The sequence below is a fragment of the Bradyrhizobium genomosp. I (2014) genome, assembly GCF_000261685.1.
In the GTDB taxonomy this organism is placed as follows: domain Bacteria; phylum Pseudomonadota; class Alphaproteobacteria; order Rhizobiales; family Xanthobacteraceae; genus Bradyrhizobium.
The window spans coordinates 1-25,443 of record NZ_AJQE01000343.1 but is presented as its reverse complement, the minus strand read 5'-3'; the positions used below and the strand labels follow the sequence as shown (position 1 = coordinate 25,443).

The 25,443-nt window shown below is 65.3% G+C and carries 20 protein-coding genes and 2 tRNA genes; 2 read left to right on the top strand and 20 right to left on the bottom strand.

Annotated features, from left to right (window positions below):
- Positions 1-47: 47 nt before the first annotated feature.
- A complete protein-coding gene (locus IC50_RS30730; RefSeq protein ID WP_035713876.1) occupies positions 48-518 on the bottom strand; it encodes a type II toxin-antitoxin system RatA family toxin in 471 nt (156 codons plus the stop codon).
- A gap of 6 nt (positions 519-524) precedes the next feature.
- Positions 525-1,481 carry a lipoyl synthase gene (lipA, locus tag IC50_RS30725; protein WP_035713872.1) on the bottom strand — a complete coding sequence of 319 codons (957 nt, stop codon included), beginning with the start codon at positions 1,479-1,481 and terminating at the stop codon, positions 525-527.
- A gap of 130 nt (positions 1,482-1,611) precedes the next feature.
- On the opposite strand from lipA, the gene IC50_RS30720 reads away from it, so the two are divergent.
- A complete protein-coding gene (locus tag IC50_RS30720; RefSeq protein WP_035713868.1) occupies positions 1,612-2,214 on the top strand; it encodes a DNA-3-methyladenine glycosylase in 603 nt (200 codons plus the stop codon).
- Between the two features lie 103 nt (positions 2,215-2,317).
- On the opposite strand, the gene IC50_RS30715 is transcribed toward IC50_RS30720, so the two are convergent.
- The 15 genes from IC50_RS30715 to IC50_RS30645 all read right to left on the bottom strand — a co-directional run bounded on the left by IC50_RS30715 (position 2,318) and on the right by IC50_RS30645 (position 20,712).
- Positions 2,318-5,194, bottom strand: coding sequence for a valine--tRNA ligase (locus tag IC50_RS30715; RefSeq protein WP_035713864.1), 2,877 nt, complete (start codon positions 5,192-5,194; stop codon positions 2,318-2,320).
- A 126-nt stretch (positions 5,195-5,320) separates the two neighbouring features.
- Complete coding sequence (locus IC50_RS30710) at positions 5,321-6,094, bottom strand: PopZ family protein (protein ID WP_035713861.1); 774 nt, start codon at positions 6,092-6,094, stop codon at positions 5,321-5,323.
- A 301-nt stretch (positions 6,095-6,395) separates the two neighbouring features.
- Positions 6,396-7,781: a TolC family outer membrane protein gene (locus tag IC50_RS30705; RefSeq protein ID WP_035713858.1), complete on the bottom strand. Its 1,386-nt coding sequence runs from the start codon at positions 7,779-7,781 to the stop codon at positions 6,396-6,398.
- Between the two features lie 205 nt (positions 7,782-7,986).
- Entirely contained in the window at positions 7,987-8,649 is a 663-nt protein-coding gene (locus tag IC50_RS30700) for a protein-L-isoaspartate O-methyltransferase family protein (protein ID WP_035713886.1), read from the bottom strand.
- Between the two features lie 135 nt (positions 8,650-8,784).
- The gene (locus IC50_RS30695; protein WP_035713856.1) at positions 8,785-8,964 is read right to left on the bottom strand and encodes a hypothetical protein; all 180 of its coding nucleotides are present in this window, start codon (positions 8,962-8,964) and stop codon (positions 8,785-8,787) included.
- Between the two features lie 213 nt (positions 8,965-9,177).
- Positions 9,178-9,252 (bottom strand) — tRNA-Asn (locus tag IC50_RS30690).
- Between the two features lie 159 nt (positions 9,253-9,411).
- Positions 9,412-11,109 carry a flotillin family protein gene (locus IC50_RS30685; protein WP_035713853.1) on the bottom strand — a complete coding sequence of 566 codons (1,698 nt, stop codon included), beginning with the start codon at positions 11,107-11,109 and terminating at the stop codon, positions 9,412-9,414.
- Positions 11,110-11,133: 24 nt separating this feature from the next.
- Positions 11,134-11,793: an OB-fold-containig protein gene (locus IC50_RS30680; RefSeq protein WP_035713849.1), complete on the bottom strand. Its 660-nt coding sequence runs from the start codon at positions 11,791-11,793 to the stop codon at positions 11,134-11,136.
- Positions 11,794-11,803: 10 nt separating this feature from the next.
- Positions 11,804-12,967 (bottom strand): PspA/IM30 family protein, encoded by a 1,164-nt coding sequence (locus IC50_RS30675; RefSeq protein ID WP_035713846.1) that lies wholly within the window; start codon positions 12,965-12,967, stop codon positions 11,804-11,806.
- Positions 12,968-13,308: 341 nt separating this feature from the next.
- A complete protein-coding gene (locus IC50_RS30670; RefSeq protein ID WP_035713882.1) occupies positions 13,309-13,692 on the bottom strand; it encodes a RidA family protein in 384 nt (127 codons plus the stop codon).
- 14 nt (positions 13,693-13,706) lie between these two features.
- Positions 13,707-16,037: an acetamidase/formamidase family protein gene (locus tag IC50_RS30665; protein ID WP_035713879.1), complete on the bottom strand. Its 2,331-nt coding sequence runs from the start codon at positions 16,035-16,037 to the stop codon at positions 13,707-13,709.
- A 134-nt stretch (positions 16,038-16,171) separates the two neighbouring features.
- Entirely contained in the window at positions 16,172-17,413 is a 1,242-nt protein-coding gene (locus tag IC50_RS30660) for an acetamidase/formamidase family protein (protein WP_035713843.1), read from the bottom strand.
- A 49-nt stretch (positions 17,414-17,462) separates the two neighbouring features.
- Positions 17,463-19,085: an amino acid ABC transporter permease/ATP-binding protein gene (locus tag IC50_RS30655; protein ID WP_035713840.1), complete on the bottom strand. Its 1,623-nt coding sequence runs from the start codon at positions 19,083-19,085 to the stop codon at positions 17,463-17,465.
- A complete protein-coding gene (locus tag IC50_RS30650) occupies positions 19,085-20,005 on the bottom strand; it encodes an ABC transporter substrate-binding protein (protein ID WP_035713838.1) in 921 nt (306 codons plus the stop codon). The genes IC50_RS30655 and IC50_RS30650 overlap by 1 nt, the downstream gene beginning before the upstream one ends.
- Positions 20,006-20,451: 446 nt before the next feature.
- Positions 20,452-20,712 carry a hypothetical protein gene (locus IC50_RS30645; protein WP_035713835.1) on the bottom strand — a complete coding sequence of 87 codons (261 nt, stop codon included), beginning with the start codon at positions 20,710-20,712 and terminating at the stop codon, positions 20,452-20,454.
- 260 nt (positions 20,713-20,972) lie between these two features.
- On the opposite strand from IC50_RS30645, the gene IC50_RS30640 reads away from it, so the two are divergent.
- Positions 20,973-21,179: a hypothetical protein gene (locus tag IC50_RS30640; protein ID WP_035713832.1), complete on the top strand. Its 207-nt coding sequence runs from the start codon at positions 20,973-20,975 to the stop codon at positions 21,177-21,179.
- Positions 21,180-21,599: 420 nt separating this feature from the next.
- Here IC50_RS30640 and IC50_RS30635 read toward each other — a convergent pair.
- The 3 genes from IC50_RS30635 to IC50_RS30625 form a co-directional block, all read right to left on the bottom strand.
- Positions 21,600-21,673: transfer RNA gene (locus IC50_RS30635), tRNA-Cys, on the bottom strand.
- 96 nt (positions 21,674-21,769) lie between these two features.
- The gene (locus IC50_RS30630; protein WP_035713829.1) at positions 21,770-22,510 is read right to left on the bottom strand and encodes a tRNA-uridine aminocarboxypropyltransferase; all 741 of its coding nucleotides are present in this window, start codon (positions 22,508-22,510) and stop codon (positions 21,770-21,772) included.
- Between the two features lie 36 nt (positions 22,511-22,546).
- Positions 22,547-25,443: efflux RND transporter permease subunit (locus IC50_RS30625; protein ID WP_035713827.1), on the bottom strand; the 2,897-nt coding region annotated here is incomplete at its 5' end.

The window sequence follows — 25,443 nt, the reverse complement described above, 5'->3', positions numbered from 1 at the left end:
CTTCGCTGCGCTCGCAATGACGATGGAAGGAGCGGTGCGCGGAGCAGCTACGACGACGCCAGCTTCGGCCGGCCGTAGATCGCGTCCGCCCGCTTCTCGAACGCGGTGGAGAAGCGCGCGAAGGCGGCGTCGAACATCGAGCCCATCAGCATCGCCAGCATGCGGCTCTTGAATTCGTAGGCGAGGAAGAAACCGACGTCGCAGACGCCGTCCCCTTTGGGCTCGAACGTCCAGCGGTTTTCAAGGCTTCTGAAAGGGCCTTGCAGATATTCGACCAGGATTTTCAGATTGGCGCGGTCGAGCGTCACCCGGCTGGTGAAGGATTCCTTGACCAGCTTGAACGACACCGTCATGTCGGCGACGAGCACCTCGGTGCCGTCGGGTTTCGCCATGCGCTGGCGGACCTTCAGCGCGCTGCACAGCGGCACGAATTCGGGGTACCGCTCGACGTCGGCGACCAGATCGAACATCTCGGACGCGCTGTGATTGACGCGGTGCTTGCTCGAAACGCGATGCATGGTACGTCAGCGGGCGTGAGCTGCCCGCGCAGCCTTCAATCTCGCGAAATCCTCGCCGGCATGATGCGACGAGCGCGTCAGCGGGCTCGCCGACACCATCAGGAAGCCCTTGGTGTAGGCGACCTTCTCGTAAGAACCGAACTCGTCCGGCGGCACATAGCGCATCACGGCGTGGTGCTTGCGGGTCGGCTGGAGATATTGCCCGATGGTCAGGAAATCGACGTCGGCCGAGCGCAGATCGTCCATCACCTGCTGCACCTCGTGGCGCTCCTCGCCGAGGCCAACCATGATGCCGGACTTGGTGAAGATGGTGGGATCGAGCTCCTTGACCCGCTGCAGCAGCCGGATCGAGTGGAAATAGCGGGCGCCGGGCCGCACCGTGAGATAGCGCGACGGCACGGTCTCGAGATTGTGGTTGAACACGTCGGGCTTCGCCGCGACGACGATTTCGAGTGCCCCCTCCTTGCGCAGGAAGTCGGGCGTCAGGATCTCGATCGTGGTCGATGGACACGCGGCCCGGATCGCGCGGATGGTCTGGGCGAAATGCTCTGCGCCGCCGTCAGTGAGGTCGTCGCGGTCGACGGAGGTGATGACGACGTGGGCCAGGTCCAGCTTGGCGGTCGCCTCGGCGACGTTCTGCGGCTCGGCCGCATCCAGCGCATTGGGTAGGCCGGTCTTGACGTTGCAGAAGGCACAGGCACGGGTGCAGGTGTCACCCATGATCATGAAGGTCGCGTGCTTCTTGTCCCAGCACTCGCCGATATTCGGACAGCCCGCCTCCTCGCACACCGTGTGCAGGCCGTTGGACCGCACGATGTTGCGGGTATCGGCATAGCCGCGGGTGTTGGGCGCGCGCACGCGGATCCAGTCCGGCTTCGGCGGCGAAGCGGAGTCGGGGCGATTCACCTTTTCGGGGTGGCGCGGGCGCAGCGGGTTCGAGATGGTATCGACAATAACGACCATGGGGTGTCCGGTCTGTTCAGGTCCTACCTAGTCGGTCTGGCTGCCTGCCGCAACCCGGCTCGCGCCGCCTCAGGGAACATGGCAGATATGGGCAATATCCTGCTCTGTTCTCAGGCGATTCTCACCTCGAATGGCTCCAACCTCGAAAGCATCCACACCACGGCTCGGCAAGGCCCTGAAGCGCGCCTTTTTCGGCCGCAGCGTCCATGAGGTCGCGCCCGACCTGATCGGCGCGACCATGCTGGTCGATGGAATCGGCGGGATCATCGTTGAGGTCGAGGCCTATCATCATACCGACCCGGCCGCGCACTCCTACAACGGGCCGACGCCGCGGAACCAGGTGATGTTCGGCCCGCCCGGCTTTGCCTATGTCTACCGCTCCTATGGCATCCACTGGTGTGTGAACTTCGTCTGCGAGAGGGAAGGCTCGGCGAGCGCCGTCCTGATCCGCGCGCTGGAGCCGACACACGGCATCGCCGCGATGCGCCGCCGCCGCCATCTCCAGGAGGTGCACGCGTTGTGCTCGGGCCCGGGCAAGCTGACCGAAGCGCTCGGCATCACCATCGCGCACAACGCGCTGCCACTGGACCGCCCGCCAATCGCGCTGCATGCGCGGACGGAGGATGTCGAGGTCGCGACCGGCATCCGGATCGGAATCACGAAGGCGGTGGAGCGGCCCTGGCGCTATGGCATCAGGGGCTCGAAGTTCTTGAGCAAGCCGTTTCCAAAGTGACTGTCATTCCGGGGCGGCTCGAAGAGCCGAACTACGGTGCGCAATTGCGCACCGTAGAATCTCCGGGTCTGGTCCTTCGGACCATCCCGGAATGACGGGCGTCCTACGACGCCTGCTTCAGCCGCTCCAGCGCCTCGAGCAGCTTAGCCTTGCGGGCCAGGGCGGCTTCGCGCTTGTCGCGCTCCTCCTCGACGACCTCCTCGGCGGCGTTGGCGACGAATTTCTCGTTCGCCAGCTTGGACTCGGCACGCTTGATGTCGGCGTCGGCCTTGGCGATCTCCTTGTCGAGACGCGTCCGCTCGGCGGCGACGTCGATCACGCCTTTGAGCGGCAGCGCGGCCACCTCGCCGCGCACCAGCAGCTGCACTGCGCCATCGGGCGCGCGGTCGGCGAAGGAGATGCCCGACAGCCGCGCCATGCGCTTGATGACATCGGTCCAGCGCGGCGCGCGCTCCCTGGTCTCGACGGATGCGCCCGCAAGCACCAGCGCCGTCAACGTCGCCGGCGTGATGTTCATCTCGGCGCGCACAGAGCGGATCTGCGTGATGAGGTCGATCACCCAGCCGATCTCGGCCTCGGCCTTGGGGTCGGTGAAGTCGGCATGGTCGAAGATCGGCAGCACCCAGGCCGGCGAGACGAGCGGATCGGTCGGCCCCGTCGTCGCCGCGAGCATCGCGAGTTGCTCCGGCGTCGGCTCGGCCGGCTTCAGCGGCCACGGCGCCAATGCGAGCAGGCCGTCGCGCTTGGCCGTCACCTCCCACAGCTCTTCGGTGATGAAGGGCATGAAGGGATGCAGCAGCTTGAGGATCTCGTCGCGCGCCCAGGCGACCATGGCGCGGGTCTCGTCCTTGGCGGGGCTGTCCGGACCGAGCAGCACGGGCTTTGCGAGCTCGACATACCAGTCGCAATAGACGTTCCAGACGAAGCGGTAGATGCTGCCTGCGGCATCGTTGAAGCGATAGGCTTCGATCGCCTCGGTCACCTCGCGCGTGGTGTGCGCGCTCTCATGCGCGATCCAGCGGTTCAGCGTCTCCTTGGCCTTCGCCGGCTCGAAGCCCACAGGCACGACGCAATGGTTCATCTCGGCGAAGCGACACGCGTTCCAGAGCTTTGTTGCGAAATTGCGATAGCCCTCGACGCGGCTGGTGGCGAGCTTGATGTCGCGTCCCTGCGCCGCCATCGCGGCCAGCGTGAAGCGCAGCGCGTCGGCGCCGTATTCGTCGATCAGGTTGAGCGGATCGATGACGTTGCCCTTCGACTTCGACATCTTGGCGCCCTTCTCGTCGCGGACGAGGGCGTGGATGTAGATCGTCGAGAACGGCACCTCCTTCATGAAGTGCAGGCCCATCATCATCATGCGGGCGACCCAGAAGAAGATGATATCGAAGCCGGTCACCAGCGCGTTGGTCGGATAGTAGCGCTCGACTTCCGGCGTATCGTCGGGCCAGCCGAGCGTCGAGAACGGCCACAGCGCAGAGGAGAACCAGGTGTCGAGCACGTCCTCGTCACGGGTGATGAAGCCCTCGCGCTTGCTGCGGTCGAGCGCCATCTCGCGCCCCTGCTCGACCGTGATGACCTCCTGCTCGACGTAGTAGCCGAGCGCGTGGCTGACGGCCTCCTCCTCGGTCTCGGCGACGAACACCTTGCCGTCCGGGCCGTACCAGGCCGGGATCTGGTGGCCCCACCAGAGCTGGCGCGAAATGCACCAGGGCTGGATGTTCTCCATCCACTCGAAATAGGTCTTTTCCCAGTTTTTCGGCACGAAGGACGTTTCGCCCGAGCGCACCGCCGCGATCGCAGGCTTGGCCAGCGTCTTGGCATCGACATACCACTGGTCAGTCAGGTACGGCTCGATCACGCTATTGGAGCGGTCGCCATGCGGCACCATGTGGGTGTGCGGCTCGATCCGCTCGACGAAGCCGAACGATTCCAGCCGCTCGACGATACGCTTGCGTGCCACGAAGCGGTCGACCTTGTGGAACTCCTCGGCGAATTGCGCGGCGCCCTCGGGCAGTTCGCGCAGATAGTCTTCGTTGTCGAGGAGATCGAGACAACCTTCCCTGTCGAGCACGCTGATCCGGCGCAGGCCGTGGCGATTGCCGACCTCGAAATCGTTGAAGTCGTGGGCCGGCGTCACCTTCACCGCGCCCGAGCCTTTCTCCGGATCGGAGTACTCGTCGGCGACGATCGCAATCCTGCGGCCGACCAGCGGCAGGATCACGTTCTTGCCGACGAGCTTCTGATAGCGCTCATCCTCGGGATGCACGGCAACGCCGGTGTCGCCGAGCATGGTTTCGGGGCGCGTGGTGGCGACGACGATGAAGCTCGAGGTATCCTCGGGATTGAAGGTCTTCCCTTCGATCGGATAGCGCAGATACCAGAGGTGCCCCTTGACCTCGGTCTGCTGCACTTCGAGGTCGGAGATCGCGGTGAGCAGCTTGGTGTCCCAATTCACCAGCCGCTTGTCCTTGTAGATCAGCCCCTCGCGGTGCAGCTCGACGAACACCTTGACGACGGCTTTCGACAGGCCCTCGTCCATGGTGAAGCGCTCGCGCGACCAGTCGCAGGAGGCGCCGAGGCGCTTGAGCTGGTTGATGATGGTGTCGCCGCTCTCGGCCTTCCACTGCCAGACCCGCTCCAGGAACTTCTCGCGGCCCATCTCGCGGCGGCCTGGCTGCTTGCGCTCCATCAGCTGCCGCTCGACCACCATCTGGGTGGCGATGCCGGCGTGGTCGGTGCCCGGCTGCCATAGTACGTCGCGGCCGCGCATGCGCTCGAACCGGCACAGGATGTCCTGCAGCGTGTTGTTGAGGGCATGGCCCATGTGCAGCGAGCCCGTCACGTTCGGCGGCGGAATCACGATGGTGAAAGGCGCGGCGTTGCGGCGATCGGGGCGGCCGGCCTTGAAGGCAAGGCTGTCCTCCCACACCACGGACATGCGGGTTTCGATATCGGCGGGCTGGTAATTTTTCTCGATCATGGGGCTGCTAGAAAGCCGCGCGCGCGGTTCAAGTCAACGGGAAGCTCATCGGCAGGCCCTCGGGCCCGGGCCGCGGGCCGAATATGACGCAGGAGCAGGGCTTTATCGGGGCCGCATGGCCCCTTGTCAGCGGCCGCCGCGCGAGACCCGTTCGATTTCGGCCTTCACGATGCGTTCAACGAGGCCCGGCAGGTTGTCGTCGAGCCACGACTTCAGCATCGGCCGCAGCATCTCCTTGACCAGATCCTCCAGCGTCCGTGCATTGCTGCTGAGCACCGTATGGGCCAGGGAGTTGAAGGCGGATTCGACCGCGGAAACCGTCGATTGCGCGAGGATCGGCTGCTGCGGCGGCAGCGGAGGCGCATCGAAGTCCACCGGCGCGTAGGACGGTGGCGGCGTCGGACGCGGCGGCGATTCGGCGAATTCAAGATCGTCGCGCGGCTCGACCTTGCGGAAGCTCGGTGGCGGCGGAGGCGGCGTCGGATCCATCGCCATCTCGTCGGTCAGTTCGAGCACGTCGGGCTCAGGCTCGGGCTCCGGTTCGGACTCGGGCGCGCGGACCCCGGGCGCGGGCGTGGCCGCGTCGAGCCCCGCCAACAGCGCGTCGATATCGTCCTGGCTGTTGGCTGCATCCGCCGCGGGTGCGGGTGGCGGCGGCGCCGGAGCCGGTTTCGCAACTGGCGGCGCAGGCTTCTCGGCGGCAGGTTTTGCGGGAGCGACCTTGGATGGCGGAGCGTCGTTCACGGCCTGCGGCTTCGGCGGCGCCGCGGGCGCGGCAGCCTTCTCGGGCTTGGCGGCCTCAGCCGGCGGGGGCTTTGCCTCATCGTCGGCAATGATGCGCCGGATCGAGGCCAGAATCTCCTCCATCGAGGGTTCTGTGACCTTTGCAGGCTGCGTCATCTCCGACTCCACATCATCAACGCCCTCGCATGCGTTGTTTTACAACAAGCACGGCAGGATTGGCCGGTTCCGCAACGGGAGGCCCGTCATTTTCATCGCGGCAGCCCGACTTGTCCCCAGATCACGGCTCAACGTGCAGCGGTGCGCCCCTGCCCCGGCACCCAAGCTTACGCACACGACATTGATGCGGGCGAATCGACCCGCATCATCTTGGCAAGGCTATGTCAGGGATTTTGATGATTGCAAGCAAAGCACCGGTCGACCTCGGCTGTTCGCGAGGCCGACCGGATGATTGCGGGAATCAGCGTCCGTCGGGCGTGCGCACGCCGGCCCAGCTGTCGCGGACCTGATGGTAGTGAACGCTGGGGTCGTAGGTCGTGGTCCGCAGACCAAGCACCTGCGGCGACAGACGGCCAACGGTGCTGAGGACCCTGTAGGAATTCACAACGCGATCATGCTGCGCGTTCACGAGACTGATCCGGGCGTTGACCAGCGCCTGCTGCGCATTGAGAACGTCGAGCGTGGTGCGCTGCCCGGCCTTTGCCTCCTCGCGCACACCGTTCAGCGCGATCTCGGATGCTGCCACCTGGGCTTGTGCGGACGCCACCTGCGCTTTGGATGACTGGAGCAGGCCCCAGGCAGATGCGGTGTCAGCGCGAGCCTGGTCACGAGTCTGGTCGAGCGTGAGACGCTGCTGGGCCAGCGACTCCTTGGATTGCCGGATCAGCGAATATTCACCGCCGCCCTGATAAATCGGCACCGAGACCTGCGCGATCGCCGATGCGGTGAACGAGCGCATCTGAATCAAGGACTGTTCATTTGCCTGCTGGGCGGTCGCCTGCAACGTGACCGTCGGCAGCAGCGCGCCTTCATTAATCTTCACGCTCATGTAGGCGACATCGATGCCGTACATCGCTGCTGTGACTGTCGGGTTTTCAGTCAGCGTAAGCTCGACCGCTTTTGCCAGCGATGCCGGCAGCAAACGATCGACCGGCGAGCCGGGCGCAAGGTTGACCGGCTCGTTGCCGATCACGCGGCGATAGGTCGCGCGCGTCGCCGTCAGCGTGGCCTCGGACTGCTGCTCCAGCGTTCGCCCTGCAGCCAATTGCGCTTCCGATTGCGCCACGTCAGTGCGGGTGACTTCGCCGACGTTGAAGCGGTCGCGGGTCTGCTTCAACGTCTGCTCGAGCACGCGGACGTTGCTCTTGTTGACCTCCACCGTCGCCGAATCGCGCAGATAGTCCATGTAGGTCTGTGCCGCCAAGAACAGGACGCTCTGTTCGAGATTGCGCAGTCCCTCGCGCGCGCCCGAGACCTGGTGCTCTGCGCCGCGAACCCGATTGGCCGTGATGTTGCCATTATAGAGCGTCTGCGTAGCGGTCAGCGCAGCGCTGCGAGGCAGCCTGGTTCCATGGAATGAGTCGGTGCCCGGGGCACTCTGCAGGTCCTGATACTGATAACCGCCGCTCGCTGTCAGCGAGACCCGCGGGCGATAACCGGACAAGGCCTGCGGCACGTTTTCGTCAGTCGAGCGCACTTGGGCGCGTTGCGCGTTGAGCTGCGGATTGTCCTGATAGGCGCGCACCAGCGCGCCTTCCATCGTCTCCGCCAAGGCAGGCGTCGGCCCGGCAAGCGCCAGCAACAGGACCGAAACCGCAGCTCCGGTGAAGAGCTTCACCCCATGCATCCCTGAAATTCCGTTCATTCTAGCGCCCGGCTCGTGCCCGCGAGCTGGGTTACCGTCTACAAGTGGAGTCATTGCCCCGCCGCAACATAGGACGCGGTCAAGCGCGACGGAACTACCCGAGGGTGGTTCTCAGTGGAAACTCTTCACCTGCAGCATCCCGGCCACACTTCTGATTCAGAACGGAATTTGGGCGAGTTTTAGGCCGTCAGAAGACGAAAGCGGCGGCCCGTTCCAGCCCGGGAAGGACCGGGGCTGCGGCATCGAACAGGGCCCGATGGCCGAATTCACCGTGGGTACGGGTCACGATCGTGGCCCGCGGCGGCCTGGATTCGGCCGACACCCCCACCAGGCGCCCCCCCTCCTTCAGCTGCCCGAGCAGGGCTTCCGGCATCACCTCCGCCGCGCCGTTGAGGACGATCACATCATAAGGCGCGGCAGAAGGGTCCCCCTCGGGGCAGGCCGCCGCCTTGCAGGTGGCATTGGCAAGCCCGAGGGCCGTAAAGGCGTCCCTGGCCTTCGCGGCCAAAGCCGAATCGCATTCGGTCGCGGTGACCTGCCGCGCGAGTCTGGCGGCCAGCGCGGCGAGGTAGCCGGTGGCGCAGCCGACGACCAGCACGTTGTCGCCCTCGCCGATTTCGGCGGCCTGGAGCAGTTTGCCGGTCAGCGCCGGCTTGATCAGGAACCGCTTGGCGGCGCCTTCGCTCACGTCGAGATCGAGGTCGAGATAAGCCAGCGCCTGGCGGACAGCCGGCACGAAAGCCTCGCGCGGAACCGTAAGCATGGCATCGAGAACACGGCGATCGGTGACGTCACTGGTGCGCACCTGGCCATCGACCATCTTTTGGCGCGCGGTCGAAAAACCGGACATTTGCGGCCCCTGCAATGCGCGGACGATGCCGCGGAGAAAATTCGCGGCATCTTTGGAGCATGCTCGGTCAAAACGCAACATGGCCGTTGGCCGTCAGAGGCCTGCGCACCTCCCCAATCGGGGGGGCGACCAGCCTTATTCGATCGCCACCGCAAGCCGGCCGATCAGAGCGGCGACCTCGTCCAGCCGTGCCGAATCCGGCGTCTCGACCGCGCGCGCCAGACAGGCGAGGCATTCATCGTCGCTGAGATCGGGAACGTCAGCCGGTAGAATCGAGGGGGCCATATGGGCGCGGTCGACCTGGATCTCTGGCATGGGAATCGGCTCCGTAAATGTCCGGCAGCTCGATGCTCGATTTGAATTGAGTCGATTTGGCGCCGCCGGCATGGCGCGACCGCGTCCGCGCACACATCTGTTCGAGCGCGATTTCCCGCTGGATCGCCGAAGCAGCCTGTTCCAAAGTCACGGGAACAAGCTCGCGCGCGATATCAAGCCGCGGGTGCAAACCATTGGATTTTCAGAAAGATTTGGCTCCCCGGGCTGGATTCGAACCAGCGACCATCCGATTAACAGTCGGATGCTCTACCGCTGAGCTACCGAGGAAAAGGCGAACCGTTCGTTCGCGCGCGGCTGCGTATAACAAAGCCGCTTGCGCTTGCAAAGGACGAATTCGTCATCATCCAAACGTACTTGAGGAAGGGCCTGAACGACCCCTCCTCCTGTTTCTATCGTTTCGAATTCTCCGCAGCAACGAACGGGCATTCATAGATCGGCGGCGTTTGTCTTCTCCGGCACTGGCACCGGCACGGCCGCGCCGTTGCTCTTCCCCGTCACGGCGCCGACCAGCGCCTTCACGGGATCGTCGCCCGGCGCAAAGCCGCTCTGTCGCAGGATCTCGTCGATCATCGGACGCAGCGCATGCACCTTGAGGAGCTCGCCGGCGAGTCCTTCGCCGAAGCCGACATTGCCGGCCGCGCCGTTGCCGCTGCCGCCGAACGCGCCGCCGGTGTGCAGGATACGGACATCCTTGAGGTTCGCGATCGGCTTCACCATCTCGGCCAGAGCCGAGGGCATCGTCTCGATCCGCTTCTTGGCGATCTCAAAATCGATGACGTTGCTGCCGAGCTTGTTCTGCGCCTCGTTCTTCATCGTGATGACGGCAGCTTCCGCCTCGCCGATGTTGCGGACGCCGACGGCCTTGATCTTGTTGGACTCGGCTTCGGCGGTGGCCAGCGTGGTGATGGCCTCTGCGCGGTCGAGCGCGGCATTCTTCTCCGCCTCGGCCGCCACGATCAGCTCGGTCGACTTGCGCTCGGCCTCGGTGCGCGCGGCGAGCACCTGGGTGAGGCGGGTGCGATCGGCGATTTCGACGGCGCGCGCGGTCACGACCTTCTCCTCCGCGGAGACCGCGAGTGCTTCGGCGGTCTTGGCTTCGGCGACGGCTTCCGAGGTCTGCTTGCTCTTCGCCGCGATCTGGATCTCGTTCTCCTGCGTCGCGATCTGGATCTCGCGCTGCGCGTCGGTCTTGCGCTTGTTGATCGCCAGGTCCGACTCGATCACCGCGGTTTCCTTGACCTGCTTGGCGCCGGCCTCCTTCTCGGCGACCGCCCTGTCGGTGTCGATACGGGCGTTCTCCTCGGTCAGACGCGCGGTTTGCGTCGCGGTTGCGACCTCGGCGCGGGTGCTGGCGGTCTTGTTGGCGATGTCGCGCTCCTGCGACAGCTCGGCCTCCTTCTTGGTCCGCTCGATGCCGAGGGTCTGCTGCCGCGCCTCGAGATCCTTTTGCGCGATCGCCACTTCGTTGTCGCGCACGATGGCATTGCGGTCGCGCCGGCGGGTCTCGGTGACGGTCTTGAGCTGGGTGAGACCTTCGGCGTCGAAGAAGTTCTCGGGGTTGAAGAACTTGACGTCGGTCTGGTCGAGCTTTGTGAGCGACACGGATTCCAGCTCGAGGCCGTTCGACTTCACGTCGGACTCGACCGTCGACTGCACGTGCTTGACGAAGTCCGAGCGCTTCTCCTGGAGCTCCAGGATGCTCATGGTCGCCGCCACAGAGCGCAGGCCATCGACGAACTTCGCCTCGACCTGGTTGCGCAGCGCCTCGGCATCGTTCGTCAATGCCCCGAGCGTCTGGCTCGCGAGCGCGATGCTCTCCTCGTCGGGGCGGACACGCACATAGAACTCGGCAACGATGTCGACGCGCAGGCGGTCCTTGGTGATGAGGGATTCCCGCTCCTTGCGCTCGACGGTGAGCCGCAGGGTCTTCAGATTGACGCTGGCATAGGAGTGGAAGATCGGCAGGATCATGGCGCCGCCGTCGAGCACGACCTTCTTGCCGCCGAGCCCGGTGCGCACGAAGGCCTCGTCGCGCGTAGCGCGCTTGTAGAGGATGGTGAAGACGATACCCAGAACGACGATCAGCGCGACGCCGATCAAGGCCGGGACTGCGATGTCGAACATGACTTTCTCCGCTGGTGGGACTTGCTAACTGCTTAGAGTGGGTCTGGACGGCTTGAGTTCATCGTCGGCTTTCACCGCCACGAAACGCGTGCCATCGCGGTCGACCAGGAGGACCATGGTTCCCTGCGGCAAAGGTAACGATGACGGGGCCGCGACCGCCGAGACGAAATGACGGTTGCCGTGGACGTCGGCGACGCTGACGCGGCCGGGCGGTCCCTGGTCGAGCGGACCGATGACGACCTCACCGATGCGGCCGACGAGATCGCCGAGGCCGACGGCGTAGCTTTCGTCCTTGGGAATGACCCGCGCGATGGCCCTGCTTGTGGCGCGGACCAACGGAACCGACGCCACGGCGGCCCCGACCGAGGCGACCGTCGCCGGCAAGGGCCCCGCGACCATCCGCGCGATGTCCTGGATCAGGAATCCGGTGATGGAGAAGGCGCCGAGCAGCAGCAGCAGGAAGATCAAGAGTGGCACGCCGCCGACATTGATCCAGGAGATGGCGTTGATGACGCCATTGTCGCTGGGATGAGCGAAATCGATGTTGGTACCGAGCATCTCGCTCAAGGAGGCTCCGACGAGCATCGAGATCACCTCGATCGAGCCGACAATGACGATCATGGCCGCCGCGATCGCGAACGGCCTGACCTCCGGCGCCATGACGTGTTCGAGCAGAGCGCTCATGACGCGACACTCAGGAGCGCGACTTCAACCGCGCGAGCCTCGCCGCAATTTCCCTGTCGCGATGGAGCGCGCTAAGCTCGTCGATGTCGCTCGAAAACGGGATCGCGGCCGGGACACCGGTGGTGCGCGCCACCGCCCTACCCGCACGCAGCGCTTTCGCCGCGGCCGAGGCGCCGCCGGGCTTCCGGGGCGACGTTGACGCCTCGTGGCTGGCGGCAGCCTCGCTCTTTTCGAGATCGGCGCGGCGCTGCTCGGCATCCTGGAGCGCCGACAACACCGCACGCAGCGACGTCACGCATTGCTCGATCTTCTCGTTGTTCTCGTCGATGGCGCGGGAGAGCACCTCGAACTGCGCCTCCAGATCCATCTGCCGCGCGATGCCGGCGCGCGCGAGATCGTCGCGGCTATCAGCGATCGCGCCCTCGATCTTGGGGGCGAGATCGGCCATTTCGCGTTCGATCTCGGTGCGGCGTGCGTTGAGGCGATATTCCCCGGCACGCGCAGCGGCGAGCGCATCGCGCGCTTCCGTCTCGGCGCGCTCGATTTCGCGGATGGCCTGTCCGACCACCTTCAGCTTGTTCTTGCCTTCCGCCTGCTCGATCGCGTCATAAGCGATCCCGGCGATCAGGCGCCCGACCCTAGACAGGAAATTGTCGGGAGCGGCAGCGATGGTATCCATGGCGTTCTCCTCCTCTGGCAGGCTGTTCGGCGTGACGCCGTAGTGAACTTCGAAACCGTCGTCGGTGCGGATGAGGCGCGCCGGCACGCTCTGCCCCCAGCCCTCGGCATAGCCGGCATAGTCGAAGGGCACGCTGAAGCGCCCTTGCACGGTCGCGATCGAAATGGTGGCGGGCCCCTTGATCTTGGCGAGCTTGTCGTCGAGCGGCAGGCGGCGGCCCTGCGCCGCGCGGTATTCGGCGCGGTCGCGCAGGCCCAGCGTCACCAGCCGCGAGGGCAGCGCGGTCTGCTTGCGGATCGGCTCATAGGCATGGGCGTGGAGCAGGACGACGTTGGAGCCAACATTGTGGGTCCGTGCCACCTCGTCGAGGATCTCCATCATGCGGTCATAAGCCCTAAACGTCGCCTCGATGGCGGCCGTGGCGGCCGGATCAGGGGCAAGCCTGTAACGCAGCGCGGACGGAGCGTTTTTGGGCGACGGGCTCATGAAAAGCACTAAAGCACCATTTTAGTGCTTTAGGAAGAGGAAGCTCGATCACTTTCCACTGATCCCTGTGCACTTTGTGTGTTAGTCGCCGAGGTCCGGGCCTGCGTTCAAGCCGGGCGATCACCTCTAGATCAAAGCCAATCAAGACTTCATGCACGCATGGGTTGCAATTTGAGGCGAAATGCAAGGAACGTTCGGCAATCCGTGATGCGTAGCTCTCTCCTCGTCGTTGCGAGGCGCGCTTGCGACAAGGCAATTCAAGAGTCTTTCCGAGAAGGGCTCCTCTGTCAGAGGCGCAGAGAAGGCCGGATGCCGGCTGGGCGCCCGCGCTCCATCCAGGCCACGGACCGTCACGGCCGCCGGCATACCAGATCGATTTCGATCAGCGCGTCGTAGGCAAGCCCGCTGACGCCGACGCAGGTGCGGGCCGGCAGGCGATCCGGCGCGAAGAACGTGCGGTAGGTCTCGTTCATCGCGGCGTAGTCCTCATTGAAGCGGGTCAGATACACGCGCGTCATCACGACGTGCTCGAGGCCGAGATCGAGGCCGGCGAGAACCACTTTCAGGTTCTCCATCACCGCACGGGTCTGCGCGACGATGCCCTCGGGCAGCACGCCCGGCGCCCGAGGCGTGTCCGGCATCTGACCGGTGACGAAGACGAAGCCATCGGTTTCCACCGCGTGGCTGAAAGGCGCGACCGGCTTCGGTCCGCCGCTGATCATGTGGAATTTCACCTTGGTGTCCTTTGTCAAGGGGCGTCCTGAAACAGGCGCTTGCTGAGGATGGCGTGAACTCCCCAATTGCCGTCGACCACCTGCGTGACGCCGAAATCGACGGCTGCCGACATCAGCGCAATCGCCTCGTCCTCGCTGAGGCCTTTGACGTTCATCAGGAAGCGCCGCATCTTTCGGAACGCATCCTTCATGGCGAGATCGAGCGACGACTTTGCGTAGACCTCGCTTTGCCCTTGCGCGCCGAACTCCGCGAGATAGTTCGGGTGGCTGAAGCCGGTCAGGACCCAATCGGTGGCGGTCTCGATCAGGGGGTAGGAGAGATCGGCGAAGGGCTGGCCGGCGAGATCGGCCTTCTTGTGCAGGATCACCTCGAAGATGCCGGTCATCGAGCACTCGATCGCGGTGCCGCTAAGCTCGCCGTCGCCTTGCGCGGCATGGGGATCGCCGACCGACAGCAGCGCACCGGGCACCGAGACCGGAAGATACACGGTTGCCCCCTTCCCCAACCGCCAATTGTCGAGATTGCCTCCGAAATAGGACGGCGGCACGGAATCGACGAAATCGACCTCGCGCGGCGCCACGGCGATCACGCCGAAATGCGGACGCAGGGGAATCTTGATGCCGTCGAGTACGGCATGGCGACGCTTGATCGTGGCGGGCGCGACGGGAACGCCGGGGTAGTCGTAAGTGGCGTGTACGACGCCAAACGGATCGGTCTGCGGCTCCCAGCGGTAGGAGTAGAGCGCGCGGGCGTGCGGCCCCTCGGCGGCGTCGAAGATCTCGTAGATGGTGACGGCTTCGCGCGGCTTGGGACCGCCGAGAAACTCGTTGTAGTGATAGCCCCACCACGCTGCGACCGAGGAGCCGAACACGCGGCCCGCATGGTTCGGATTGCGGCTCGCCCGCGGCACGATGTCGAGGATGCGCACCTCCAGCACATCGCCGGGCTGGGCGTCCTTCACGGCGACGGGCCCGGTGCAGATGTGCACGCCGAACCCCTCGCCGGCGCCGCGGCCGAACACGCTCGCATCCATGGGCCCTGCGCCGCGGCGGTCGACGTTCTTCCTGTCCCGCGTCCAGCCGAACACGCTTTCGGCGGCGGCATCGCCGGCGATCATCAACTCGGGATCGTCAGAAGCGTGCTGAGTCAGCGTCTCGATGGTGATGGTATCGCCCGAGGCGATCTCGATCTGCGGCGGCAGCGAGCGGCTGAAATAGCCCCAATGGACGCGGCTGGCCTCGACCGGGAGATGGTGGTGACGGCGTTCGGCAGACGTCCGCGCCTCGACGCCGGCACAGGCGACACTGCTGCGCGTCTCCGCACTCTGATGGGCGCGAAGCTGCGCCAGCGCCTCCTGCGGCCAGCCGCGCTGGCCGGCGACGCCGTGGTGTGCAGTCGCTCGCTCCGCTTCCTGCTGGCGAAACTCGCGTGGCGGCAGGCCGAAACGATGGCGGAAGGCGCGGCTGAAATGCGCGGAATCGCCAAATCCATAGGCGTAGGCGATCTCGGAGATCGAGCGATGTGCCTCGGTCGGGTTGGAGAGGTCCGCCCAGGCGCGCTGGAGGCGGCGCTCGCGAACGTAGTGGGTGAAATTGTCCCCGACCGTCTCGAACAGCTTTTGCAGGTAGCGCTCGGAAATGCCTTCGGCCTGCGCGACGCGCGCCGGCACCAGATCGGGATCGTCGAGCCGACGCTCGATGGCCTGGCAGATCCGGTGCAACAGCGCAGCCTGCGTAGCGCTCGATCCGGCATCGGAGTTCGAGGCCGCCAGCTGATGCGTGAGCGTCAGCAGCAGATCGACGAGCGATTGCGCGAGCGAATTCCATTCGGTATCGCTCAGGGTGTCGAGCGTCCGTGCAGTAGCATCGAGCAGACGCGAGAATACGTCGGCAAAGCCGCTGGGTGGCACGACGCGGGGCTCGCCCAGCCGCGGCTTGCCCGAGAGGCGTCCGCGCAGCGCCCCCGAGGTCACCGACAGCACGATGGCGCGCATGTCACGCTGGAACACGATGCTCCAGTCGCCGCTGCGCGGCAGCAGCACGGGATGACCGACGGGTACGATACGGTGACTTCCGGCGCTCTTCAGCACCATGCCGTCCTCGACCGGCATCAGCGCGATGGGAAGATCTTCGCTTGCTCGTGAAAGCGGAGCAACGCTCTGCGCGCCCGCAGCCATGCGCGTCAGCGCAACACCTGCGGCATGGCGATGCGAGGCGGTCGCGTGTCCGTCGAAATTGCTGTGACCGCCCGCCGGTTGCAGGCCGACCGCCGCCAGCACGTCCCGCCAGGCTTCGGGACGGTCATCTTGCGCGTAGGACTCGCTTGTGAACGGCCGGAAGCTCATCGGATCGACCCAGATTGCAGTCGATCGAAGCAACCTCCGTGCCAGACGCATGCGGTCGTCCGTCCCGGCGACCGGTCGCAGATGAGGTTTGTCGATCACGCGCTGGTCCCGAATATGGAACGCACTTCAATGCATCAGTCGCACCGGAAGATGTTCTTGCGGATCGTGCCGTGGACGCCCCAATTGGCGTCGACGACCTGGGTGACGCCGAAATCGGCGCCCACCGACATCAGCGAGATCGCCTCGTCCTCGCTGAGGCCGTGCACGGTCATCAAAAACCGGCGGAGCTTGCGGAACGCATCGCGCATCGCACGGTCGAGACTAGAGTGATTGGCAATCTCGGTTTGCGCGTCGTTGCCGAGCGCGGCGAGATAGTTCGGATAGGTGAAGCCGTAGAACGACCAGGCGTGGTCGGTCTCCAGCATCGGGTGGTCGAGGCCTTCGAGGCTGGTGCCGGCGAGATCGGCTTTCTTGTGCAGGATGAACTCGAAATCGCCGGTCAGAGACGTCTCGATCGCGGTGCCGCCGAGCTCGCTGTCGCCCTGGGCAGCGTGGGGATCGCCGACCGAGAAATAGGCGCCGGGGACTGCGACCGGATAAAACATCCGCGCGCCCTTGCCGATGCGCCAGTCATCGATGTTGCCGCCGGTATAACCCGGCGGAATCGAGCTGACGAAATCGGCTTCCGACGGTGCGAGGCCCATCGTGCCGAAATGCAGTCGCGCCGGCACCTTCACGCTGGAGAGGATGTTCTCGCGCTTCCTGATGGAGGCGTGGTCCACGCGCACGCCGGGGTAGTCGATGGTCCGATGCACGATGCCGTCAGGGTCAGTCTGTGGCGTCCAGACATAGTTGTAGACCGCCTTCGCATAAGGTTCGCCCGAGGTGTCGAGCTCGAAGATGGTGACGACTTCGCGCGGCTTCGGCTCCTCGATCAGGTCATGATAGTGAAAGCCCCAGTTCGCCGCGACGTTGGAGCCAAAGCAGCGGCCGGCATGACAGGCGCTGCAGCTCGGCCGCGGCCGGACGTCGAGGATGCGCACTTCGAGGATGTCGCCGGGCTCGGCGCCTTCGATCGCGACCGGTCCGGTGAGCAGGTGCACGCCGATCCCCTCGCCTGCGCCGCGAATGAACGGGCCCACCGTCGGGCCGGAGCCGCGGCGCGCCACGGCCTTGTGCTCGCGAGTCCATTGGAACACGCTCTCGGCGCCGGGATCGCCCTGGATCATACGCTCGTAATCGTCGTTGGCGTGGTGGGTCAGCGTCTCGATGGTGGCGCGATCCCCGGAGCGCAGCGTCAGGGCAGGCGCGACTGTCTTGGAGAAATAGCCCCAGTGGACGGTGCTTGGCGACACCGGCAACGTGACATGCTTCATGGGATTGCCTCTTCGGGGAACACGGTCCAGAACCTTGCAGCGGCGCCGCTCATCGCACCGCCTCCGGAGTCTTGTCGGCTTCCATCACGCTGAGGAAACGCGCCGTCAGCGGGTTGCGGGGATTGGAGAGCACCTCATGCGCCGGCCCCTCCTCGATGATCGCGCCGCCGCTCAGGAAAGCGACGCGGTCGGCAACCTCGTCGGCGAACCGGATCTGGTGCGTCGAGATGATCATGGTGAGGCCATCGTCGATGGCGAGGCGGCGGATCACCTCCAGCACCTCGTTGACGAGTTCGGGATCGAGCGCCGAGGTCGGCTCGTCCAGCAGCAGCACGCTCGGGTTCGGCGCGAGCGCGCGGGCGATGGCGACGCGCTGCTGCTGGCCGCCGGAGAGATGCCGCGGCAGCGCGTCGGCGCGATGCGAGAGACCGACGCGGTCGAGCAGCTCGGTGGCGCGGCGGTCGGCGTCGATGCGCGTCATGCCGTGAACCCAGCGCAGGGGACCGGCGATGTTCTCCTTCGCCGACAGATGAGCGAACAGATTGAACTGCTGGAACACCATGCCGACGCCGACACTGGCGCGCTCATTGGCGATCGCCCGCGGCGACAGCGGCTTGCCGTCCTCGCCAAAGCCGAGGCGCCGGCCGCCGACGCGCACGGTGCCGGCGTCCCAGTTCTCGAGATGGTTGATGCAGCGAAGCAACGTGCTCTTGCCGGAGCCGCTGGGCCCGAGCAGCGCGACCACCTCGCCAACGCGTACCGTGAGATCGAGGTTATCGAGCACCTTCTGCGGGCCGTAGCTCTTGGTGAGGTCTTTTGCTTCCACCGCGATATTGTTGCGCGCGATCGTCGCGGCGCGGCGGGCACGCTCCTCGCGCGTCAGGGCCAGCGGCGGGGTGTCCGCGAGATCTGCAGGAGCGGGATTGGAATCGGTGTCGGTCGTCGCGGCAAGTTCGAGCTTGGTGGCGAGATCGACCCGTCGCCAGGGCAGATAATCGGCGAGCTTGCGCTCGCGGCGCGTGGTGCGGTCGAGATCGAGCAACCATTCGACGAAGAGCTGGATGGCGCTGATGGTCGCGGTCAGCACGAGATAGAGCAGACCCGAGGCGAAGAAGATCGAGAAGAAGTCGAAGGTCGAGGACGCGAGCTGCGTCGAGCGCAAGGTCAGCTCCTGCACCGCGACGACGGAGGCGAGCGAGGAATTCTTCAGCGCGCTGACGGCCTCGTTGCCAAAGGCCGGGATCATGGTGCGGATCGCCTGCGGCGCGATCACACGGCGCATCAGCACCGACGGCGTCATGCCCAGCGCCTGGCCGGCCGTCACCTGCCCGCGGTCGACGCCAAGCACGCCGGCGCGCAGCATCTCCGCGATGAAGGGCGCCTCGTTGCAGGCGAGCGCGAGGCCGGCGGCGAGCACCGCCGGCAGCTTGATGCCGATATGCGGCAGCGCGTCGTAGGCGAACACCATCTGCAGGATCAGCGGCGTGCCGCGGAAGATCACGGTATAGGCCCTGGCGATCGCCGCCAGCGGCCAGATGCGTGAGAGCTGCATGCCGGCGAGGATCAATCCGAGGATCAATCCGCCGCCGAGCCCGAGGGCGGTCACCTCGAGAGTGAGCTCGATGCCCTCGAGCAGATACGGCAGGCTCAGATAGTGGAGGAACAGCGACATCAGTCGGCCGTCAGGATGTCCGGCTCCTTGAAGTTGTTCACGTCGAGCCCATGCTTCTTCAGGAGTTCCATGTGGGTGCCGGCCTTCTGCACCTCGATCAGCGCGGCTAGCACGGCATCACGGAATTTCGGCTTGTCCTTGGGAACGGCGATGCCGACCGAATACGGGATCGTCACCGCGATGGCCTTTTCCAGCTTGTCCGGATAGGCCTTCACCGCGCTGTCGACGGTATTGACGTCGTTGATGTAGGTGTCGGCGCGGCCGGCGAGGATCGCCTGGATGCAGTTGGCGTTGTTGTCGTAGAGCTGGATCGTCGGCTCGGGCTTGCCGGCCTTCTTGCACTCCGGGATCAGCGCCTGGATCAGGGGTACCTCAACATAGCCGGTGTTCTCGGCGGCAGCCGTGCCGCACATCGACATGTTGATGCCGTTGATGCCTTTCGGATTGCCCTTGGCGACCAGCACGCCGTCGAACACCTTCGAATAGGTGATGAAGTCGGCCGCCTTCGCGCGTTCCTTGGTGGCATAAATGTCGGAGATGACGATGTCGGCCTGGCCGGCGGCGAGCGTGGTCAGGAGCGCCGCGAACGTCACCGGCTTGTAGGTCAGCTTGAAGCCGAGGCATTCGCCGATGGCTTCGCCGAGATCGATATCGAAGCCGATGTATTTGCTGGGGTCCTTAGGATCGATGGTCTCATAACCCGGCGTGTGCGGGTTGATAGCGTTGACCAGCGTCTTGCCCTTCCAGTCCGGGTATTTCTCCTGGAGCGAGGCGCAGGCGGCGGGCGCTGCAGCCTGCGCGCTCAGCGGCGCGGCGGCGACGAGACCAAAAGCGATGGCGGCGCCGAGCGTGGCCTTGCGCCATGGCAATGATGCGCGCGTCGTTCCCCGCCGCGCCTGGGGCCAAACCGATTTCTCCATCTCGCCAGTTCCTCCGAAATGTCATGGCGCCTGCCATGGTCCAGTGATCGGGGAGGAAGCGTGCGGGAGTGCGCCGCGAAAAGCTTGTCCGCGGGCGTACAAAAAATTGGATGGAGTGCGCCCGGCAATTGGGCAAGGGACTGCACAAAAACTGTTCGCAGGCCACGAAGTGGCGCTGGTGCGGGACTGTCGAATTCCGGAGAACCAAATGATCTCGGCTGGCGGAACGATCTGTCCGATCAGAAAAACATGCGGTGAGGCTATTTGACAAGGATATGAAGCCGGCCAAGGGAGATGCGACCCCGGAACGAAGCACCTACGGCCGGCATCCGCAGCAAACCAGCTGGCCCTCCACAGCCTGTCCGCAGCATATCCACAGGCTCACCACGCCGGATTCGTGAGGCCGTACGAGATACTTGCTGCGCACAAACCCACAGGGGGGCAGCTCAGCCGCCGGCCTGATCGAACACCGTGCGGCAGGCCTCGCTCAGGCTGGCACGGTTGCGGCGCAGGCAGGCCGTGATGGCGCGGACGTTGGGGATTTCGCCGGCGCAGAGCCGGTAGACGTCGGGGGTGCAGGCCCGGCGCTGCTCCGCTGTTCCCTGTGCATGAGCGGCCGAGGCAAATAGCGACAGAAACAGCCCGACCGTCGAGGCGCAACGCGCCCGGCTCTTCAAACCCGCAAACCGCAAGAACCTTGCCTTCATGACCAACGTCTCCCGTTCTGCCATGCCCCGGCTTGTTTCCAGCCAGCACGGTGCGAAGGGGTAGGAGAAACAAATCACTGGGAATGTGATCTCCTTCACACCCGCCGGGCCGCGGAGGCACTTACGGTTCGCCCGGGGATTTTCAGAAATCGCTAACCAATCGGGTTCCGATCGCCGGATCGTTAAAATGCGAGCGATCGGGTCAATCCGGAAACAAACCGGCTTTGCGACATTGCGTCATCCGCGTTTCGGAGGGTGTGATGAGCGAAGCCGAATTCAACCTGCTGCTGGATGCCGTCCGGGACGCCATGGTCTTTGAGGATCTGGCTCCCGCGCCGGGGGAGGAATTCGTGCCCCGCTCGTGGAGTTTAGACAAGACACCCCGGACAACCCCAAAGGCCGCCAATGACAACGAGGGCGCCTGGCCCCTCCTGCCGTTTCCGGACGGCTGGTACGCGGCCTGCTGAGGGCCTTTCCGTCGTGAACCGCAGCGCCCGCGCCCCGCGGGCGTTTGTGCTATGGACCGGCACCGAAGCCCGGCGCGGCCGCGATCATGTCTTGACCTGATCCTCGCCGTCCTGCCGAGTCCTGGCGGGCGCCGCGGGCGGAAAGATGCTGTCATAGATCGCACGGGCTTCGCGAATGAGGCGAGCCCGCTCCAGTTCGGATTTCGGAACAAATCGGACGATATCGCCCACGGCTTCTCCAGCGCTCGATTGATCGAATATTTCACCCAATCGATGCGAACTCTGTGCCAGCCGGCCTGAATCAGCGGTTTCCGCCCGCCCCGGGCAAACCCGGTGTGCAGCCCGCCGACCGCCTGCCGGGCAGGACGCGCGCAATCCTGCCCAAAAGCGATTTTATACTGAAATATCAGATGCTTGTGATGGAGGCCACGTCGGGACTCGAACCCGAGTAAACGGTTTTGCAGACCGGCGCGTAACCACTCCGCCACGTGGCCCCGTAACGGCGGAGCAATATAGGGGATGAAGGGTTTAGGCAACCGCCTTCGTCCGACCATGGCGGCAAAGGCGTCTTCCGTTGTGGACCGGAAGTCTCAGGCGCGTTTGCGACGTCTGAAGTCGCGCCGGCGGCCCTTCGGGGCAGGTTTGGGCGCCAGTTCAGGCATCTCGGCCTGGACTTCGCGGTAGCGTGTCAACAGCCGCTCAAAACTCGCATGCAGCGTATCGGCGATGTCAGGACGCCGCTCGAGCCCGGCGAGGATCGTCGCCGCGGCCTCGATGGTCGAGAGGCCGTCGCTGCGCGGCTCGCGGCGCAGGCGCCCATAGCGCGAGGGATGCGCCGGATTAAGGATCACGCGCTGGCACTTGAGCATCCAGGGATTGCGCCACCACAGCGCCTTGGCCTGGCTCCAGGTGCCATCGAGCAGCACCACGCCTTCGAGCCTGGCGAGCATCGCGCGCTGGTTCTCCGCGACCTCACCCTTGCGGTTGAGCGCGACGATCTCGCCTTCGGCCTCGAGATCGGCCGCGCGCGCCGAGCCGAGATAGAGCACGGCCCAGTGCGAGGCATTCTCGACCGGCCGGCCCAGCGCCTTGGACAGGCTCGGCCAGGACAGGCCGACCCGCACGGTCGCATCGGCGAAATGTCTGGCAAGCCGGCGCGCGGTGCCGAGCGCCCTGTCCTGCTCCTGCGGATGCTGGAGGATCAGGAGCGACAGCCGATTTTCGATGGGCGTAACGCTCTCGCAGATGCAGAGCGGCATCGGCTTCTGGCAATGCGGGCATTCGGGGATCGGCTCGGCCGGTGCGGCGGCAGTGTCGGGCGGATTGGACATGGCGCCGCTATACGCTTGAGGCGGCGCTTCAACAACCTATTCCGCCGGTGCAGCCAGCGGACGCGGCTCGGAGCGCCGCCGCAGGCGGTCGATCAAGAGGTAGATCACGGGCGTGGTGTAGAGCGTCAGGATCTGCGAGACGAACAGACCGCCGATGATGGTGATGCCGAGCGGACGGCGCAGCTCCGTGCCGGGGCCGGTCGCGACCACGAGCGGAATGCCGGCGAACAGCGCCGCCATGGTCGTCATCAGGATCGGGCGGAAGCGTGCCTGGCAGGCCTCGAAGATCGCCTCCGCCGAGGACAGGCCGCGCTGGCGCTCGGCATCGAGCGCGAAGTCGACCATCATGATGCCGTTCTTCTTGACGATGCCGATCAAGAGGATGATACCGACGAAGGCGATCACCGTCAGCGGCGTGTTGGTGAGTTGCAAGGCGAGCAGCGCACCTAACCCGGCCGAGGGCAGCGTCGAGATGATCGTGAGCGGATGGGCAAGGCTCTCATAGAGCACCCCCAACACGATATACATCGCGACCAGCGCGCCGAGGATCAGAAGCGGCTGACGGCCGCTGGTCCTGGCGAAATCGCCGGCATTGCCGTCGAAGCTGCCGCGAATGCCCTCGGGCATGTGCAGTTCCTCCACCGCCCGCTGGATGTTTTGCGTCGCCGCCTGGAGCTGCACGTCGGGCAAGAGGTTGAACGACACCGTGGTCGAGGGGAATGATTGCGAGTGATAGACCGCGAGCGCGGCAAGACCACGCGTCGCGTGCACCACGGCCGACAGCGGCACCTGCGCATCGCCCGCACCCGCGACATAGATGCGCTCGAGGTTGGAGGGATCGACCTGGAATTTCGGATCGATCTCCAGCACGGTCATGTACTGGTTGCGCTGGGTGTAGATGATCGAGATTTGGCGCTGCGAGAAGGCGTTGTTCAGCGCGTTGTCGATGTCCTGAACCCTGACGCCGAGCGCCGAGGCCTTCTGCCGGTCGATGGCGAGCGTGAGCTGAAGGCCGCCGGGGTCGCGGTTGCTGGAGATGTCGGTGATGCCCTCGACGCTCTCCATGCGCTTGGCGACGATCGGCGCCCACTTCTGCAGCAGACCGAGGTCGGTGCTGGTCAGCGTGTACTGGTAGTCGGAATCGCTCTGCCGGCCGCCGGCACGGACGTCCTGGGCGGCGAACATGAAGAGACGGATGCCGGGCACGGGGTACAGCGCGCGCCTCAGACGGTCGATCACGACCTGCGTCGAGACGTGGTCGCGCTCCTCCGGCGGCTTCAGGCTGATGTACATGATGCCGCGGTTCGAGGTTGCTCCCCCCGGCCCGCCTCCGGCGCCGACGGTCGAACCGATGCCTGCCACGGCCGGATCCTGCATCACGATGTCGGCGAGCCGCTGCTGCAGGCCGAGCATCGACTGGAACGAGATGTCGGCCGAGGCGCGCGTCGCGCCGATGATGAAACCGGAATCGTCCGTCGGGAAATAACCCTTGGGGACCTTGATGTAAAGCGTCACCGTAAGCGCGATGGTGGCGAAGAACACCAGCAGCGTCAGCAGCGGAAACTCCAGAACGACGCGCAGGGTCCGGGCGTAGAAGGCGACAACGCGCGACAGCGAGCCCTCGATAATGCGGTCGAACAGGGTCGCGGAATCGGAGGTGGTTTGCCGGATGTAGTGGGCGCAGATCATCGGCGTCACCGTCAGCGACACCAGCGTCGAGACCAGAATGGCGAAGGTCAACGTCAGCGAGAATTCGCGCAAGAGGCGGCCGACGATGCCGTCCATGAAGATCAGCGGCGTGAACGCCGCGATCAGCGACAGGCTGATCGAAACCACCGTGAAGCCGATCTGCTTCGCCCCCTCCTGCGCCGCCCGGAACGGTCGCATGCCATGCTCGAGGTTACGATACATGTTCTCGATCATGACGATGGCGTCGTCGACCACGAAGCCGACGGAAATCGCCAGCGCCATCAGCGACAGATTGTCGATCGAGAAGCCTGCGACCCACATGCCGGCGCAGGTGCCGGCCAGCGCCAGCGGCACCGAGATGCCGGCCGCGATCGTCGGGGTCAGCCGCCGCAGGAACACGAACACCACGGCCATCACCAGGAACGCGGTCGCCAGCAGGGTCCACTGCATATCGAGCACGCTGGCGCGAATCGTGCCGGTGCGGTCGATCAAAGTCGAGATCTCGACGCCGGCCGGAATCCACTGCTTCAGCGCGGGGATCAGCGCCTTGACTCTGTTGACGGTGCCGATGACGTTGGCATCGCCCTGCTTGGTGATCTGGATCAGCACCGCCGGCTGCTTGTTGAACCAGGCGATCGAGCGGGCGTTGCGGACGGAATCCTCGATGTCGGCGACGTCGGAGAGCCGCACGAAATTGCCGTTGGAGCCCTTGATGACGATGTCGCGGAACTCTTTCGCAGTACGCATCTGCCGGTTGAGCGCCAGCGTCTCGCTCTCACGCTCGCCTTCGAAGATGCCGACGGGACCAAGCGGGTTCGCGTTGACGATTGCGGTCCGAACGTCGTCGGTGGCGATACCGGCGTTCGACAGCGCGACGGGATTGAGCTGCACCCGCACGGCCGGCTGGTCGGCGCCGGACACCGTGACGTCGCCGACGCCCGGCACCTGCGAGATGCGCTGCGCCAGCACGGTGTCGGCGACGTCATAGATCGCGCTTGCCGACAGCGTCTTCGAGGTCAGCGCCAGCACGAAGACGGGCGCGCCGGCCGTATTCGCCTTGCGGAAGCGCGGCAGCGTCGGCAGGTCGCTCGGCAGGTCGACCATCGCGGCGTTGATCGCCGCCTGCACGTCGCGTGCGGCCTTGTCGATGTTGCGGCCGATGTCGAATTGGAGCTGGATGCTGGTCGTGCCGAGCGTCGAGGTCGAGGTGATCTGGTTGATGCCGGCGATCTCACCCAGCCGCC